18 protein-coding genes are annotated in these 17,190 nt (G+C 31.4%); 9 read left to right on the plus strand and 9 right to left on the minus strand.

From position 1 onward, the window contains the following. The first annotated feature begins 10 nt into the window (after window positions 1-10). Window positions 11-1,066 (plus strand): endonuclease, encoded by a 1,056-nt coding sequence (locus tag AC2I98_RS06530; protein ID WP_486413798.1) that lies wholly within the window; start codon window positions 11-13, stop codon window positions 1,064-1,066. 52 nt (window positions 1,067-1,118) lie between these two features. On the opposite strand, the gene AC2I98_RS06535 is transcribed toward AC2I98_RS06530, so the two are convergent. The 7 genes from AC2I98_RS06535 to ruvB form a co-directional block, all read right to left on the minus strand. Then, window positions 1,119-1,634, minus strand: coding sequence for a hypothetical protein (locus AC2I98_RS06535; protein WP_486413799.1), 516 nt, complete (start codon window positions 1,632-1,634; stop codon window positions 1,119-1,121). Between the two features lie 30 nt (window positions 1,635-1,664). After that, window positions 1,665-2,159, minus strand: coding sequence for a hypothetical protein (locus AC2I98_RS06540; protein WP_486413800.1), 495 nt, complete (start codon window positions 2,157-2,159; stop codon window positions 1,665-1,667). Next, on the minus strand, window positions 2,149-2,679 hold the full coding sequence (locus AC2I98_RS06545) for a hypothetical protein (RefSeq protein ID WP_486413801.1): 531 nt from the start codon (window positions 2,677-2,679) through the stop codon (window positions 2,149-2,151). Before AC2I98_RS06545 ends, AC2I98_RS06540 begins: the two co-directional genes overlap by 11 nt. After that, window positions 2,672-3,352 (minus strand): SH3 domain-containing protein, encoded by a 681-nt coding sequence (locus tag AC2I98_RS06550; protein WP_486413802.1) that lies wholly within the window; start codon window positions 3,350-3,352, stop codon window positions 2,672-2,674. Before AC2I98_RS06550 ends, AC2I98_RS06545 begins: the two co-directional genes overlap by 8 nt. 61 nt (window positions 3,353-3,413) lie before the next feature. After that, on the minus strand, window positions 3,414-4,361 hold the full coding sequence (gene queG / locus AC2I98_RS06555) for a tRNA epoxyqueuosine(34) reductase QueG (RefSeq protein ID WP_486413803.1): 948 nt from the start codon (window positions 4,359-4,361) through the stop codon (window positions 3,414-3,416). 146 nt (window positions 4,362-4,507) lie between these two features. Continuing rightward, window positions 4,508-4,726, minus strand: a complete 219-nt coding sequence (locus AC2I98_RS06560) for a hypothetical protein (protein ID WP_486413804.1) — start codon at window positions 4,724-4,726, stop codon at window positions 4,508-4,510. Between the two features lie 117 nt (window positions 4,727-4,843). Then, window positions 4,844-5,881, minus strand: a complete 1,038-nt coding sequence (gene ruvB, locus AC2I98_RS06565) for a Holliday junction branch migration DNA helicase RuvB (protein ID WP_486413805.1) — start codon at window positions 5,879-5,881, stop codon at window positions 4,844-4,846. 108 nt (window positions 5,882-5,989) lie between these two features. Between ruvB and hemH the strand changes: the two genes are divergently transcribed. The 5 genes from hemH (at window position 5,990) to hutI (ending at window position 10,824) form a co-directional block, all read left to right on the plus strand. After that, entirely contained in the window at window positions 5,990-6,973 is a 984-nt protein-coding gene (hemH, locus tag AC2I98_RS06570) for a ferrochelatase (RefSeq protein ID WP_486413806.1), read from the plus strand. Window positions 6,974-7,053: 80 nt separating this feature from the next. Further along, entirely contained in the window at window positions 7,054-8,154 is a 1,101-nt protein-coding gene (locus AC2I98_RS06575) for a DUF3078 domain-containing protein (protein WP_486413807.1), read from the plus strand. Between the two features lie 25 nt (window positions 8,155-8,179). Next, complete coding sequence (locus AC2I98_RS06580) at window positions 8,180-9,232, plus strand: DUF3078 domain-containing protein (protein WP_486413808.1); 1,053 nt, start codon at window positions 8,180-8,182, stop codon at window positions 9,230-9,232. Between the two features lie 70 nt (window positions 9,233-9,302). Further along, entirely contained in the window at window positions 9,303-9,512 is a 210-nt protein-coding gene (locus tag AC2I98_RS06585; protein WP_486413809.1) for a hypothetical protein, read from the plus strand. Between the two features lie 82 nt (window positions 9,513-9,594). Further along, window positions 9,595-10,824, plus strand: coding sequence for an imidazolonepropionase (hutI, locus tag AC2I98_RS06590; RefSeq protein WP_486413810.1), 1,230 nt, complete (start codon window positions 9,595-9,597; stop codon window positions 10,822-10,824). On the opposite strand, the gene AC2I98_RS06595 is transcribed toward hutI, so the two are convergent. Further along, window positions 10,814-12,124 (minus strand): DUF4026 domain-containing protein, encoded by a 1,311-nt coding sequence (locus AC2I98_RS06595; RefSeq protein ID WP_038332152.1) that lies wholly within the window; start codon window positions 12,122-12,124, stop codon window positions 10,814-10,816. The genes hutI and AC2I98_RS06595 overlap by 11 nt on opposite strands. Before the next feature lie 149 nt (window positions 12,125-12,273). Here AC2I98_RS06595 and AC2I98_RS06600 point away from each other — a divergent pair, with 149 nt between their 5' ends. The 3 genes from AC2I98_RS06600 (at window position 12,274) to AC2I98_RS06610 (ending at window position 14,562) form a co-directional block, all read left to right on the plus strand. Beyond that, window positions 12,274-13,134 carry a YicC/YloC family endoribonuclease gene (locus AC2I98_RS06600; protein WP_236688172.1) on the plus strand — a complete coding sequence of 287 codons (861 nt, stop codon included), beginning with the start codon at window positions 12,274-12,276 and terminating at the stop codon, window positions 13,132-13,134. Then, window positions 13,134-13,700 carry a guanylate kinase gene (gmk, locus tag AC2I98_RS06605; RefSeq protein ID WP_221854349.1) on the plus strand — a complete coding sequence of 189 codons (567 nt, stop codon included), beginning with the start codon at window positions 13,134-13,136 and terminating at the stop codon, window positions 13,698-13,700. Before AC2I98_RS06600 ends, gmk begins: the two co-directional genes overlap by 1 nt. Window positions 13,701-13,791: 91 nt before the next feature. Then, window positions 13,792-14,562, plus strand: coding sequence for an alpha/beta fold hydrolase (locus AC2I98_RS06610; RefSeq protein ID WP_486413811.1), 771 nt, complete (start codon window positions 13,792-13,794; stop codon window positions 14,560-14,562). Between the two features lie 28 nt (window positions 14,563-14,590). Here the strand turns inward: AC2I98_RS06610 and AC2I98_RS06615 are convergent, their stop codons facing one another. After that, window positions 14,591-17,089, minus strand: a complete 2,499-nt coding sequence (locus tag AC2I98_RS06615) for a cation-translocating P-type ATPase (protein WP_486413812.1) — start codon at window positions 17,087-17,089, stop codon at window positions 14,591-14,593. Window positions 17,090-17,190: the final 101 nt, after the last annotated feature.

Genomic DNA, 17,190 nt, shown 5'->3' on the forward strand with positions numbered 1-17,190 from the left:
ATAATTAATTATGAGAAAATATTTACTTCTTTTATTTCCTTTTGCATTATTCGCTCAGATTCCTGATTATTATGAAGGAATTGATTTTAAACAAAATGGAAAAATTATAAAAGAAGAACTACATGATATTATCAATGCAACGCATAGAGCAGTAAAATATACTCCAGGAGTTTGGAATATTTTAGACAAATCTGACTTAGACTTAGATTCTAATGGTCGTGTTTTGTTAATTTATGGTTTTACAGATAATTCTACAATTTACTCGGAGCAACGTACAAGAGATGTAAACAATAAAAATAACTCTTCAAGTGGAAGTACAATCGGAAAATGGGAACGCGAACATATTTTTCCAAAATCGATGGCCAATCCTATTCTAAATACAGATTCTCCTGGAACTGGAACTGATGCGCATAATTTACGCGCAGTTGATAGACAAATTAATTCGACTAGAAGTAACAATGCTTATCGTGAAAAATGGGCACAAGATGTAACAGGGCAAGCCAAATTAATCAATGGAGGTTTTTATCCTGGTGATGAATGGACGGGAGATGTAGCGCGAATTATTATGTATATGTATGTACATTATGGTATGGAAACCGATCCACAATTGGTTGCGTACAACAATACCACGACAAACAAAGAAGATAGAATGCCTGATATGTTCTTAAAATGGAATGTTGAAGACAAAGTATCTGAATTTGAAAAAGTAAGAAATGAAATTATTGCAGAAACACAAGGAAGCCGTAATCCTTTTATAGACAATCCTTATTTAGCAACATTGATTTGGGGTGGTGAAAAAGCTGAAAATACTTGGGAAGAATTAGCAACGATTAATTATAATTATCAACAATCACTTGTAGAAGTTTTCCCAAATCCGACAAGTGATAAAGTTAATGTTAAAGCAAAGAATTTTGATTATGTCAATTTATATGATTTTAATGGACGATTACTTGGAATTGAATTAGGTTCGGAAATTAGTCTAAAATCATATCCGGCTGGTATGTATATTTTATCGATTCATTTAAAAGATGGAACAATTATCACGAAAAAAGTAATTAAAAAATAAAATCAATAAAAAATCCAACTTAATAAGTTGGATTTTTTTATATCAAATTTTCTTAGCAGCCTTCGTTATACATGACATCAAAAGAAACCACTTTATCATTGACCAATTTAAATTGCAACAACGTTCCTGCATCGTAATCTTCTATGTTAAAATAACGAAAAGCTTTTGTACGCTTTTCACCTTTATCATCATAACCATCATAAATACTGATGTTCAAATTTTTGTATTTACTAAGTAATTCATCTAAAGAAGAGCCAACTTTGATTCCTGAAAGAGTTTTTAAACTCGAATCTGAGGATTTCACTGTATAAATTTTAAAATTTGCTAGCGAAGTACTTTCTCCATCACCAATCAAGTTCACTTTATACGTTACACCTTTTGATACAATTGTCACATCATCATCAGGATAACCATTTTCGTTTAGTTTAACTTTAACTTTTTGCCCGATCAGTTTCTCTAATTCAGACAATTTCATTCCTAATTTCACATCATTAATACGTGTCGTAGAAACCTGTGCTTGCGAAGCTATTCCAACTACAAAAGCAGCTATAAAAAATATTTTTCTCATTGTTTTATTTTTAGGTTTAATTAATTTCTATTATAATGTACATTCTTCGGGATTATACGAATTCAGTTCAATTTTAGTCACAATTTCATTTCTTAATTGAAAAAGTAAAATTGTTCCATTTTCTCTATCATCAATTCTAAATTCTCTGTAATTATCAAGAGATTTATTCAAAAAGACATTATATTTTTCGCCATATACTTTCCATAAATCCTCAAGCGAACTACCAACACCAATTCCCGAAAGAGTTTTGATATTTTTACTTGTTGTGGAAATAGAGCTTAAATATGTATCATTTTCAGTTTTGCTTAAATATCCACTTCTAATTTCGATGTTATAATCAATTCCTTTTAGCGAAATTTTTGTTTCGTTATCATCTGCAATCGCCATAGGTTTATTTCCAAATAATTTCATCACCTCTGATGGACGCATTCCTATTTTCAACTCATTCATTCGCATAGTCGAAATCTGTGCAAATCCAATTGCTGAAAACATAATAAAACCGATTAATGCTAATTTAGTTCTCATAAATATTATTGTTTAAAAAACCTGATTCATTCGATAATTGCATTTTAACAACTTTATTATTGATCAAATAAAAATCTAACGAACAACCATTATCCAAATCATTTATTGTAAAAACTCTACTCGATTTTGTTTCATCATCTTCTAAAATATTTTGTACAGAAATATCATATTTTTTATAATATTTCCAAAGCTCATCCATTGTACTTCCTATTTTTATTCCAGACAAAGTCGAAAGTTTAGTACTTAGAGACGATACTTTATAGACTTCAAATTGTTTTGTTTTCAAATTTTTATAATATGAAATATGATATTTCACTCCATTAACAATAATATCATGTTCTGGCATTTCAGGATTATTAACATCATAAACACTCAATTTAGTTGGATTTAAAACTGCAACTTGCGCTTGCGTCATTTCATACGAAATATCTCCAAATTTTGAAGTAGTTACTTTCTGAGCCAAAACAGCTGTAGACAGAAATAGAAAAAAGCTAATAATAAAAAAAACTCTACTATGCATAAAAACTCAATTGTGCTAAATGTTGAACAATTTTCCCTTTTTCTACTACCCAAATTGCATCAAAACTTGCAGCTCCATCACTGAATGTTCCGTATAAATAATACTGATCCAAATTTTGATTATAAGCAAACTTAAAACTATCTAGTTGCGTATTATACAAAATTGTATAATAACTTTTAGGAATTTCAACTGGTTGATTTTTATATAGAATTTTGAATGATTTGATTTCTGTTGTTGGCATCATTCCGTCAATACCAAAAGCTTGCTTATCATCTATTTCGTATACAAAATCATTTTCTTTTTTGATTCGATGATTTTTAGGATTGAATTTCTGTATTTCTATCTGAATTTTATAATCTGAAGCCGAAAACTCTATTGTATTAGTTGATAACGAAATTGGAGAAATCGTTTCAAAATCTTCTATGTTTTTGATCCGATCGTGATAAATATAGCCGTTATACTCTGGTTTATATTCAACTAAAACCCAATTTGGATTAATTGATTCTGGATCAATCGGTAAAATAGTTCCTGTTTTAATTTTAGTAAGAATCTGTGAATTTGCATTTTCTAACTCTCTAACATTCACAAAACCATCTTTATCTTGCACCACTCCAAATTGAGCTTGAGCAAAATAACTAAAAAAAGTAGTAAGAATAAATAAACCTTTTTTCATTTTTTTGATTTGATTTTCTTGAAGTAAAGCTAACAAAATCCAAACCAAAATTTTTCACGATTTATAGTGATTTTACGAAGTTGATATTTCTTCTCAATCCATCAAATTTTGCACGTTTGACAGGTGATTTTTTAAAAATTTCTCGAAAAACATCTTCGGTAATTTCTTCCCAATCATTTTTCGAAAATTGATTAATTTTCTCGTGTCCAATAAAACGCGTTTCTTTTGTAGGAAGTGAAAAACGATTCCAAGGACAAACTTCTTGACAAACATCACAACCAAAAATCCAATCATCAAATTTACCTTTCATTTCAGTTGGAATTTGTTCTTTCAATTCAATCGTAAAATACGAAATACATTGACTTCCATTCACGGTTTTATTTGGTAAAATAGCATCTGTTGGACAAGCATCAATACATCGCGTGCAATTTCCACAATGATCAGTTTCAATCGGAGAATCATAGGCTAAATCCAAATCAATTATCAATTCGGATAAAAAGAAAAATGAGCCTTTTTGTTTGGATAATGTCAACGAATTTTTTCCAACCCAACCTATTCCAGCTTTTTTTGCCCAAGCATGTTCCAAAATTGGTGCAGAATCTGTAAAAGCTCTTCCACTTACCTCTCCTATTTCTTCTTGAATAAAATTTAATAATTCGCGCACTTTTTCTTTTACCACAAAATGATAATCTTCTCCTTGGGCATACATGGCAACTTTGTACGAATCTGGATTTCTATTTAAATCTTGAAAATAATTGTACGCCAACGAAATCACTGATTTAGCTCCTTCTACTAACAAACGTGGATCTAATCTCATATCGAAATGATTTTCCATGTATTGGATTTCTCCATGATAATTATTCTTTAACCAAGATTCCAAATGAGGAGCTTCTTCTTCCAAAAAATCTGCTTTTGCAATTCCACACGAAATAAATCCCAACAACTCAGCTTTTTCTTTGATGCGTTGGGACCATTGTTGTTTGATATATTCTTCTGTTGGAAGATGCATTTTAATTATTAATTATGATTATTTTTTTTAACAAAACTTCGTCATGTTGAACTCGTTTCAACATCTCATCATTAGTAGGAACTTAATGTTACTCTGAAATGAATTCAGAATAACACTACTTGAATAATCAAACTTTACCAGAATATCTATTTCATAAAATATTTTAATGATAATACGATTAATATTAATACTAAAACTCCAATATAAAAAGCTTTAATTCTTTCATAACTATCTTCAGAAAGTTTAGAATTCACAATATTTTGAAAAGATTTATTTTCTCCTTTAAATTTATAAAACATAAAAAGGAAAAATCCTCCGATATAAACTGAGATATATTGTTTAAGTAAAACTTCTAATAGTTTCATTGTTTAAAATTAATTACAAATCCCAACAGAATATATTCCTGAAACAAGCTCAGAATGACAAAACTTAGAACTTAGAACTTAGAACTTAGAACTTAGAACTTAGAACTTAGAACAAATTTACAAATCAAACATATCTGTTTGAGGAGAATTTTCACCTCGATATTTTACACCAATATGTTTATACGCTTTTTCAGTCGCTACACGACCACGTGCAGTACGCATCAAATATCCTTCTTGTATCAAATATGGTTCGTAAACTTCTTCTAAAGTTCCACCATTTTCTCCAACAGCAGTTGCTAAAGTTGTAATTCCGACAGGTCCTCCTTTAAATTTTTCGATGATTGTAGACAAAATTCGATTATCCATTTCGTCTAAACCATTGTCATCAACTTTTAGGGCTTTTAAAGAAAACTCCGCAATTGATAAATCAATTTTTCCATTACCTTTTATCTGTGCAAAATCTCGTGTTCTTCTTAATAATGCATTTGCAATACGCGGTGTTCCACGGCTACGACCAGCAATTTCTATCGCTGCTCTTTCGTCAATTGGCGTGCTTAAAATGCGTGAAGAACGTTCAACAATTGAGCTTAATAATTCTACATTATAATATTCGAATCTAAAATTAATTCCGAAACGAGCTCGTAAAGGAGCCGTTAATAAACCAGAACGTGTAGTTGCGCCGATTAATGTAAACGGGTTAAGACCAATTTGTACCGAACGTGCATTTGGTCCAGATTCAATCATAATATCAATCTTGAAATCTTCCATTGCCGAATATAAATATTCTTCGATAACAGGCGACATACGATGAATTTCATCAATAAAAAGCACATCATTTTCTTCAAGATTAGTTAATAATCCAGCTAAATCACTTGGTTTATCAAGAACTGGTCCCGAAGTAATTTTAATTCCAACACTTAATTCATTCGCAATAATATTTGCCAATGTCGTTTTTCCTAAACCCGGAGGTCCATGCAACAAAACATGATCCAAGGCTTCGCCACGAAGTTTAGACGCTTTTACGAAAACTTCTAAATTCTCTAGAATATGGGCTTGTCCTGCAAAATCATCAAAACTTTGCGGACGAACAGTATTTTCGTGATTAAGATCATCGTCTGGATAAAATTCTTTATCAGGATTTAGTAAATCTGACATAAAATAATGATATAAATTATAATGATGAGATTACGAAGGAGTATTTAAATTATCCTACGTACTTTTACACCTACAAAGAACGCAATATTTTTTTAGATAAAAAGAATTATGAGCAAAGGAATATTATTAGTGAATTTAGGTTCGCCCGATTCTACAGAAGTTGAAGATGTAAGAACTTATTTACGCGAATTTTTAATGGATAAAAAGGTTTTAGATTCTCCTTGGATTATCCGTAAAGCAGTTGTTGAATTATTTATTTTACCAAAAAGACCCGAAAAATCGGCTGAAGCTTATCGAAAAATCTGGACTAAAGATGGTTCTCCATTGATAATATATTCTAAGATTTTGAGAGAAATGGTTCAAGAGCAAATGGATATTCCAGTTGTTTTGGCTATGCGTTATAAAAACCCTTCTATTGAAGCTGGTTTACAAGAATTATATGACAAAGGTGTTCGCGATATTTTAGTGGTTCCGTTATATCCACAATATACTATGTCTTCAACAGAAACTGTTGCTGATAAAGTATTAGAAATTCAAAAGAAAAAATATAAAGACACTAAGGTTAATTTTCTAAAAGCTTTTTACAATCATCCAGACTATATAAAAGTTTTAGGAGATTCTATCAAAGAACAACTTCCTGCTGACTATGATAAATTGTTATTTTCTTATCATGGAATTCCAGAACGTCACGATAAAAAAGCATTAAGAGCTGCTAAAGTTAGTAAATTACCAATTGAAACATATCGCAACCAATGTTTTGAAACAACAAGGTTGGTTGCAGAATATCTTCAATTACCAGAAGAAAAATTTACCACTTCTTTTCAATCTCGTTTAGGACGCGATCCTTGGATCAAACCTTATACAGATCACATGCTAGAAGAGTTTCCTGCACAGGGTATTAAGAAATTAGCTGTTTGTACACCTGCCTTTGTTTCAGATTGTTTAGAAACATTAGAAGAAATTTCTATGGAAGGACGAGAAGAGTTTTTAAAAGCTGGAGGAGAGAACTTTACATATATACCTTGTTTGAATGATCGACAAGATTGGATAGATGTTATGGTAAAATGGCTAAAAGGTTGGCAAAATAATTAAGAAAGGTTTTATCCTTACCAAATAAATTTAAATATCTTTGTTTAGAATTTTTCAATTTTAAACAAAGATATTTTTTTAAAATGAGACTAATTTTCTCAATCATTTTTTTAGTCCTATCACTTTTTAGTTCGGCTCAGTTTTTAGATACAAGTGGAAATCTAATTATTGATGGACGAAAATATTTAAAATCTAAAGTGGATACAACTGGAAGAAAATCAGGTTGGGAAATTTATGGAGCAAACACTTTAACCGTTAATCAAAATACATTCTCTAACTGGATGGCAGGAGGAGAAAATTCGGTTTCCTTGAATGCAAAAGCTGATTACGAGTTTAATTTCCGAAAAAAGAAACACTTTTGGGATAATCGTTTTATTCTTGAATATGGATTCTTAGATAACAAAACGAACGGAACACGTAAAACCGCTGACAATATGAACATTACTACTTCGTATGGTTATTTGATTAAAGAAAAATGGTATTTAACCTCATCTCTTAACATTCGTTCGCAATTCTCAGCTGGTTACAATTACGGAACTACGCCTAAAACAAAACTTTCAAATTTATTTGCACCAGCTTATGTAACAATAGGTATTGGTGCTAACTATACGCCAAATTCTAATTTCTCAGTAAGTTTTCAACCAATCACTTCTCGTACAACAATTGTTGCTGACAAAGATTTACAGAAAAAAGGTGCTTATGGTTTACGAAATGATGGCGATACTTTCCTTTTTGAAGTAGGTGCCTATTTAGGTGGACGTTATAAGGTAAAACTCTTTGATAATGTTACTTATGACAACAACATTGGTGTTTTTTCAAATTATTCCAATAAATTTTATAACTTAGATATTGTATATGCTGGATTGTTAGACATGAAAATTAACAACTTTATGTCCACGCAATTAACAATTAATTTGATCTACGACGAAGATCAAGTTAAGCAAACACAATTTAAACAAGCCTTAGGAATTGGATTAACATATAAAATAGACAGTACCAAAAAGAAGCCAAAAAAGAAAACGAGAAAACGAGAAATATTACCATATTTCGACACTTCTGGTGTAGCTCCCATGAGTTTGCCTAAAATAAAATTGGACAAACGAAATTATGATCAAGTTTTTGAGAAAAATACAATCGACGAAAAATCAACTTATATAAAATCTGAATCCATATTTTTAGAATAAACAACTATAAAATCAACTAAACTATATGAAAAAAAATTTATTTGCCTGCGTTATTTTAGGTAGCGTAACAACATTTGCACAAACCGTAAAAGATGGTAAAGTTGCGACAGATAGTAAACGTTATTTAAAAGATCAGAAATTCGAAGGTCGTCAAGCAGGCTGGTTTGTATCTGGAAATAACTCTCTTTTATTTTCTCAAAGTGCATTTAGTAATTGGGTAGCTGGAGGTGTAAATTCATTTGCATTGAATGGAAATCTTGATTACGAATTTAACTTAACACGCGAAAAACATATTTGGGACAATCGTATCGTATTGGGTTATGGTATACAAACTAACAAAGGAGAAAGTTCTCGTAAAACAAATGATGTCATCGATTTAACATCTTCTTACGGATACAGCATTGGTAACAATTGGTACGCAGCCGCTGCAATGAATTTCCGCACACAATTCACAGAAGGTTTTGATTATTCAACTGATCCAAAAACAAAAATTTCAAATTTAATGGCACCTGGTTATTTAAGTTTAGGATTAGGAGTTGATTACAAACCAAACGAAAATTTTCAAGTAAATATTCATCCTTTTACGCCAAGAGTCACATTTGTTTTAGACAAAGATTTACAACAAAAAGGAAATTTTGGACTTAAAAATGATGGAGACAATACATTATTTGAATTTGGTGCATATTTAGGTGCTCGTTATAAATTACAAATTATGGACGGAATTAGTTATGATAATCGTTTAGGAATTTATGCAGATTATTTAAAAAACTTTGGAAATATGGATGTTGCTTACCAAGGAATTCTAGATCTTAAAGTAAATAAATTTGTTTCGGCACAAGTCACAGTTAACTTATTGTATGATGAAGACCAAATCAAAAAAACACAGGTAAAACAAACTCTTGGAATCGGATTTAATTATAAATTTGATAACACTCCACCAAAAGTTGAAGAAGCACCTGCTACAGCTTTTATACAAGAACAACCAATTTTCGACGAAAAAGAAAACAACATAGAAGTGGCAACAAATATTCTGAAGAATGAACCAATTCTTAATGAAACAAAATTAGTCACTCAATAATATTTTCAACCTGCTTTTGATAAGCAGGTTTTTTATTTTTCTTATTTTTACAGCTCAATAGAAGAATAAAATGACAAAAAATATTTTCGGCGCACTTTTACCTCAAATTTTAATAATTGTTTGGGCTGTTTTCGAACTTTACATCGGTTTCAACAACGAACAAAATAATCGTATTATTATCAGTGCTTTCGTCATATTAATTTTTGTAATCTTTACTATTATTACTTTAGTAAAAGTTATCAAATATCCTAACAACCCTACTTATTTAAAGAAAAAGTAAACTTCGAAGTTCGGTAAACGATTTTCGAAATTCGGATAAGATCTCCTCTAAATTTCGTAAACTTGTGTAATAAAACAACAAAATGAAATTAATAGGTCCTTTCAAACAAATTATAACGCTTGCCAATTTACCTTTAAAAGGCGTAATTCACGAAAATCAGGTCGAAGTTCTTGAAAATGGTGGGATTATTATTGACAATGAAACAATTATAGAAACAGGAAATTTCGAAACGCTTACTCAACAACATCCAACCATCGAAATTGAACGAATTGAAACAGAACAAATTCTTCTTCCAGGATTTGTAGATTCACACACACATGTTTGTTTTGGAGGAAATCGCGCTAAAGATTTTGCGATGCGTTTGGATGGAAAAACATATTTAGAAATTGCCGAAAGTGGTGGTGGAATTTGGTCTACAGTGACAGAAACACGTAAGAAAACGGTTGATGAACTAAAAGATATTACGTTAAAACATATTACTCAATTATCCAAACAAGGAATTACAACTGCTGAAGTAAAATCAGGATATGCACTTTCTGTTGAAGGTGAAATCAAGATGTTGGAAGCTATAAATATGGCGAATCAAGAAAGTGAAATAGATTTGATTCCTACTTTTTTAGGTGCGCATATGAAACCAAAAGATTTTGAAGGTTCGAACAAAGAATATTTAGAACTATTGGTAAAAGAAGTTTTTCCGAAATTAAAATCTGATGAATTAGCAAACCGAGTAGATATTTTTGTGGAACAATCTGCTTTCTCTGTTGAGGAAGGCGATTATTTCTTAAACGAAGCAAAAAATCAAGGTTTTGATATTACGATTCACGCTGATCAATTTACAGCTGGAGGAAGTTATTTAGCTACAAAATTCGATGCTTTGAGTGCAGATCATTTAGAATTTTCAGGAGAAGAAGAAGTGAAAAACCTTGCCAATTCTGATGTTGTTGCAACTGTTTTACCTGGCGCTTCTATCGGTTTGGGAATGCAATATGCACCTGCTCGAAAATTGTTAGATGCTGGTTGTTGCGTTTCGATTGCTTCGGATTGGAATCCTGGCTCAGCTCCAATGGGAAATCTTCTGACACAAGCTTCTGTTTTAGCTACTTTTGAGAAATTATCAATGGCAGAAGTTTTAGCTGCAATTACTTTTCGTGCTGCAAAGGCTTTAAATTTAGTTGATCGTGGAACAATAGAAAAAGGTAAAAAAGCCGATTTTATCAGCTTCTCTACCTTCGATTATCGTAATATTATCTATTATCAAGGACAATTACAACCAACAAATGTGTGGAAAAATGGTGCGTTGATTAATCAATAGTGTAAATATTATCAGGAGTGATGGTGTTTGTCGGCGTGTAAATTAACCAATCGGTAATCATTTCTTGCGGATAAAGACCTTCATCTCCTTCATTCAAACCTTCTACAGCATAAGGACGATTCAAACAAACGCCAAAAATTTCGTTGTTCTCATTGATTCCGTACACATCAAACCAAATGTGTTCCTTATTCATTTCATGATCGACATCAAATCCTAATTTAATTAAAAATCGATAATAATTTTCTTCATCTGCTTCTGGATTAAAATATGTGTTAAATGCTTTTTTATACAATTCAAAACGTTGATAAGCCAAGGCTGACATTCGTTCCGTTTCCTGATCGCTAATAAAGAAAATCGGATTATCTGCAATTGTCGCCGCATAAACTTCTGGTGTCAATGTATGTCCTTCTTGCACCGCTAACAAAACGCCACAAGGTTCATAATTTTCGTTTTCTGGCTGACGTTCATTGTAACCTCCCGGAATTGTTGCAGGATAATCTTTCACAACATCTTCCCAACGTTTCCAACAAAATGTAATATCCAAACCATCATAACCAATATTAAATTCTTCATTTTCTGGCGAACGAAAATCTGGTTTGATAAACGCATTTACAATCATATCCAAAGCCGAATTCATCTGCTCTACTCCATCTTTGATGTTCAACATCTCCAACTCCACAGAACCGCAACGATGCAAACCATGCGTATGCATCCAATACACGCGATCGCCATTTTCATCCTCATCATAAACGCCATGAATCACATATAAATACGAAGGCGCAGGCGGAATTTCTGACTCTGCTGTCACTTTAGCCCATTTACCAGAAAGCAAACGATAAGGCATAAAATCGACAACAATAGACGGGTTTTCAACAATTGCTTGCATAATTTTTAATTGCAAATGAAAACTATCCAATGCATCATTTCCAAAATACATCACAGATTCCAAATAAAAATCTTGTTGCGTTGCAATTTCCATTTCTTCGTCCGAAATCATATTTCCAAAACCAAATTCAGAATAATCGTTACTTCTCGCATCCACAACATACAAATTCACATCAAATTCTTCCTCCAAATAAGACACTACAAGTTGATATTCTTGCTTTACAGCTCCATTTTCGTCTTTATCAATCTCGATAAGATCAAAATTGATTAATTGAAAATAATCGGTTGATTTTAGACTTTTTTCAATTGATTCTCTTGAAAATACAAAATCTTTCGACGAAGGAAAAATTCCCATTGTAGAAGGTAAACTCAATCCATCCTCTGCAATTCCTTTGTACAATTCTTGATTTGTCATAGTTATTTTTAGTTTGTTTTTTGTTAAAGATAAATGTTTTAAGTTCATCAAAATTTTAGCAAAATGTTAAACTTTAAAATGATTAAAGATGATAATTCAGTTCGCATTACGTTAATTTATTGTAATTTTGTTCGCATAATTTTACAATTATGATAGCATCTATGACAGGTTACGGTAAATCCGTATTGGAATTACCTGAGAAAAAAGTAACGATAGAAATCCGTTCTTTAAACAGTAAAACACTAGATTTAAACACGAGAATTCCTTCTTTTTATCGTGAAAAAGAATTAGAAATCAGAAACCTTATTTCAGAAAAAGTTCAACGTGGAAAAGTTGATTTTTCGATGTTAGTAGAGTTAAATCCTGCTGCAAGAAATCAAAATATAAATGCTGAATTAATCAAAAGTTATATGGCAGAATTTAAATCAATCACACCAAATGTGACTGATGGTGAATTATTGCCTGTAGTAATGCGCCTTCCAGACGTTATTTCGTACACGCAAGACGATTTGAGTGAAGACGAATGGAATCAAATTCGCGCAACAATTATTGATGCGATCGACGCATTAAATCAATTTAGATTAGATGAAGGAAAAGTTTTAGAGAAATATTTGACTTTAAACTTGAATAACATTCTTGAGCTTTTAACACAAGTTGTCCCTTTTGAAAAAGAACGAATTGAAACTATAAAAGAACGTTTCAATAAACGTTTAGAAGAATTAAAAGTTGATGTTGATCAAAATCGTTTCGAACAAGAATTAATTTTCTATTTGGAGAAATTTGATATCACAGAAGAAAAAGTTCGTCTAAAAAACCATTGCGAATATTTCTTAAAAGAATTAGCTGGAACTGAATCAAATGGAAAAAAACTAGGATTTATTTCGCAAGAAATTGGTCGTGAAATCAATACATTAGGTTCTAAATCAAATCATTCTGAAATGCAAAAAATTGTTGTTCAGATGAAAGATGAATTAGAAAAAATTAAAGAACAATCGTTAAACATTTTATAATGAAAAAAGGAAAATTAATCGTCTTTTCGGCTCCATCAGGCGCAGGAAAAACAACTTTGGTTCGTTACGCTTTAGAACAATTGGAGAATATCAAATTTTCTATTTCTTGTACAACTAGAGATAAACGCGAAGGTGAAACTCACGGAGAAGACTATTATTTCTTAACACCAGAAGAATTTAAGGCAAAAATTGCAAACGACGAATTCGTAGAGCACGAAGAAGTTTACCGCGATAATTTTTACGGAACTTTAAAATCGGAAGTTGATCGCATTACATCTGAAGGAAATTCTGTAATTTTTGATATTGATGTTATTGGTGCATTGAATATCAAAAAATTGTACGGAGATCAATGTTTAACAGTATTTGTAAATCCTCCATCTTTGGAAATATTGAAAGAACGTTTAATTTCTCGCAACACAGAAAGCGAAGATAAATTGAAACAACGTATTGATAAAGCAGGAATTGAAATGGAAAAAGCTAAAGAGTTTGATATCATTTTATTGAACGACGATTTAGAAACTGCAAAAGCAAAAACCTTAGAAATTATTACAGATTTTATTAAATAATAATTTTTAATCATCATGATATAAATGCCTCGAATAAATAAAATCGAGGCATTTTTGTTATCTTTAGCTTTCGAAAAAATCACTACATAAAATGGAAATAGAAAATAGTTTAGAAATCAACAACGCCAATATTCATTATGTTCACCACGAAATAAATCCAGAAAATCCAACACTTATTTTTTTACACGATTCCTTAGGTTGCACCCAACTTTGGAGAGATTTCCCAAAAGAAGTTGCCGAAAAAACAAATTGTAATTTATTCATCTACGATAGAAAAGGTTATGGAAAATCGTCGCCTTTTACCATTGATCGTCGCGAATTGACTTACATGCATGATGAAGCAGATTTTCTAAATGATTTGGTTCAATATTTCAACTTCAAAGACATTATTTTATTTGGACATAGCGATGGCGGATCGATTGCGTTACTTTATGCTTCGAAATATCATCAAAATTTAAAAGGAATTGTTGTAGTTGGTTCGCACATTATTGTGGAAGACGTTACACTGAATGGAATTAGAGAAGCAAAAATTGCATATGCCGAAACTAATCTAAAACAACGTTTGGAGAAATATCATGGCGAAAATACCCAACAAGTTTTTGAGATGTGGACACAAACTTGGTTACGTCCAGATTTTATTGATTTTGACATTCGCGAAGAATTAAAAAATATCGAATGTCCGACTTTAGTTATTCAAGGAATTGATGATGAATTTGGGAGTTTAGAACAAGTTGATGGAATTATAAATAATGTAAAAGGAAGAAAAGAAAGTTATCTTGTTCCTGATGCAAAACATACACCATATAAAGAAAATAGAACGCCGACTTTAGCTAAAACTATTGAGTTTATTTATTCGTTGTAACGAATAAATAAACCTAAAAATCACTATTTTATTCAATTTTTCTTCTTCGTTTTATACATTTATATACTTCGAACCAAAGTACAGAAAGCATTGCTACAAGCATCGTGATCCCTAATTCATTTAGATTTAATGAAGTCACTTTAAAAAACAAAGAAATTGGTTGTATATATAATATAGCGAAGAGTATTACTAATGTCAAAACTGTCACATAGACCATTAAATTATTTTTATTTCGAAAACTTGACCATAAACTATAATAAAATGAGCGATTGGTTAAACTCAACCAAACATTCGAGAAAATTAACGTTGTAAAAACCATTGCACGTGTTTTTTCTTCATTTCCTCCAAGTTGATAAGTATATTGATATACAAACAACAATCCTAATGTGATTATAATTCCTTGAATAATACTCGTCGAAAGCTCTTTCCAATTCAAGAAAGTTTCGGTCATTGGACGAGGTTTTCTTTTCATCGAATCTTTTTCCAATGGTTCATTTTCATACACAATAGAACATGTTGGTCCCATAACCAATTCTAAGAAAATAACGTGAACTGGCGTAAAAATTTGTGGAAAAGCCCAACCTAAAAATAATGGAAGCGAAACAATTAAAATAATCGGAATATGGATAGAGATAATATATTGAACAGCTTTTTTGAGATTCGTATAAATACGTCTTCCTGCCGCAATTCCAACAACTAATTTACCTAAATCATCATTCGTCAAAATCAATTGTGCAGCTTGTTTCGCTATTTCTGTTCCCTTTTCACCCATTGCCACTCCAATATGAGCCGCTTTCAAGGCTGGTCCATCATTAACGCCATCACCCAACATTGCCACAACATCTCCATCTTCTTTCAACGCTTTTACTACAGCCAATTTCGCTTCGGGAAACATACGCGCAAACAACACTTTATCACGAGCTTCTTTTAATAATTCTTTTTCGGAAAGTTGTGTAATTTCACTTCCTGTAATACTATTTTCTACATGTAAAATTCCAGCTTGTTCAGCAATACTTTTTGTTGTTTCGGCATTATCACCCGTAATCACTTTTACTTTAATTCCCGCATCATAAATCTGTTGAAACACTGTATTAATTCCTTTTTTAGGAGGATCATAAAAAACTACGAATCCTAAAAACTCGAATGGTAAATCTTGTTGAATTTTTGGAAAATTATCCTCTTCAAAATTAGATTTAGCAACACCCAAAAGTCGAAAACCTTTTAATCCAAAATCATCAATGACTTTTTTTAATTGATTTTTTTCTTCCTCTGATAATTTTGAAACATTCAGAATTGCTTCTGGAGCACCTTTGGCTGCGATTATTCGTTGATTTTCATTATTTTTAAAACAATGCGTCATCATGGGAGGTTTCCCAGATAAAGGATATTCGAAAAACATTTGATATTGATTGCGCTCATCAACCTGTGTTTGTTCGTAAACTCGGTGTAACGTTTTTTCCATTGGATCGAATGGAACAGGTTCACTACTCCACATCGCATATTGTATAATCTCAGAAATTTCAACATCATTGAATTGATTTTCATCAAAAACCGTACACATTTTTGCATCATAAATTGCATTCAATTTCATCGAATTTTCGGTAATTGTGCCTGTTTTATCACTACAAATAACAGTTGTGCTTCCTAAAGTTTCGACAACACTACTCTTTTTTACAATAATTCCTTCGCGTAATAATTTCCATGAACCCAATGCCATAAATGTAGTAAATGCAACTGGTATTTCTTCGGGTAAAATAGACATTGCCAAAGTCAAACCGTTTAATAAACTACTTACAATGTCATTTGTTTGAAAATAATTGAATCCGCAAACCATTGCAAAAACAATAATTCCAATGATTGCCATTCCTTTCACAAATTTTTCTATCTGCAATTGCAAAGGCGATTTTTCTTCTTTTATAGATAAAATTGACGTTCCTATTTTTCCCAACTTCGTTTCTGCTCCAATGGCTGTCACTTCAAAAATAGCCAAACCAGAAACTGTCAAAGTTCCACTGTAAATTTCTGGATGATCTATATCTTTAAAAACTGACATACTTTCGCCTGTTAAAGCCGATTCATTCACCGAAAAATCATTACTATGAACAATATTTCCATCAGCATTAATCATTTTTCCTTCTTCCGTAATACACAAATCACCAATTGTAATTTCGTGTGTTGGTATCTCAACTAATCGTCCATTACGAATAACTGAACTCAAAGGTTCGTTCAACTTTTCTAACTCTTGCAGAGCTTTTTGATTACGAGAACCTTGGTAAAATGAAATTCCTGTCACAGCAACAATAGCCACAAACATAAATGCAGCTTCGCCCAAATCACCAACCAACACATAAATAATTGATACAGCAATCAAAATTAGCGTCATTGGTTCTTTTAGAATATCAAATAATAAACTATACCAAGCAGAATTCTGTTCACCCTTTATAGCATTATCTCCGTATTGTTGTTGAGCTTTTTTGACTTCAGAATCAGATAACCCTTTTAAATTTTCAGGAATTTTTATAGACATTATTTCAATCGATTAGTGTTTACTAAAGTTACAGCTAAATCCAATTAAAAAATAGTTTAATACTTGATTATATCCTATTTAGATTTGATTTCAATTAAAAC

This window comes from Empedobacter sp. EJD.6dd (genome assembly GCF_057369435.1).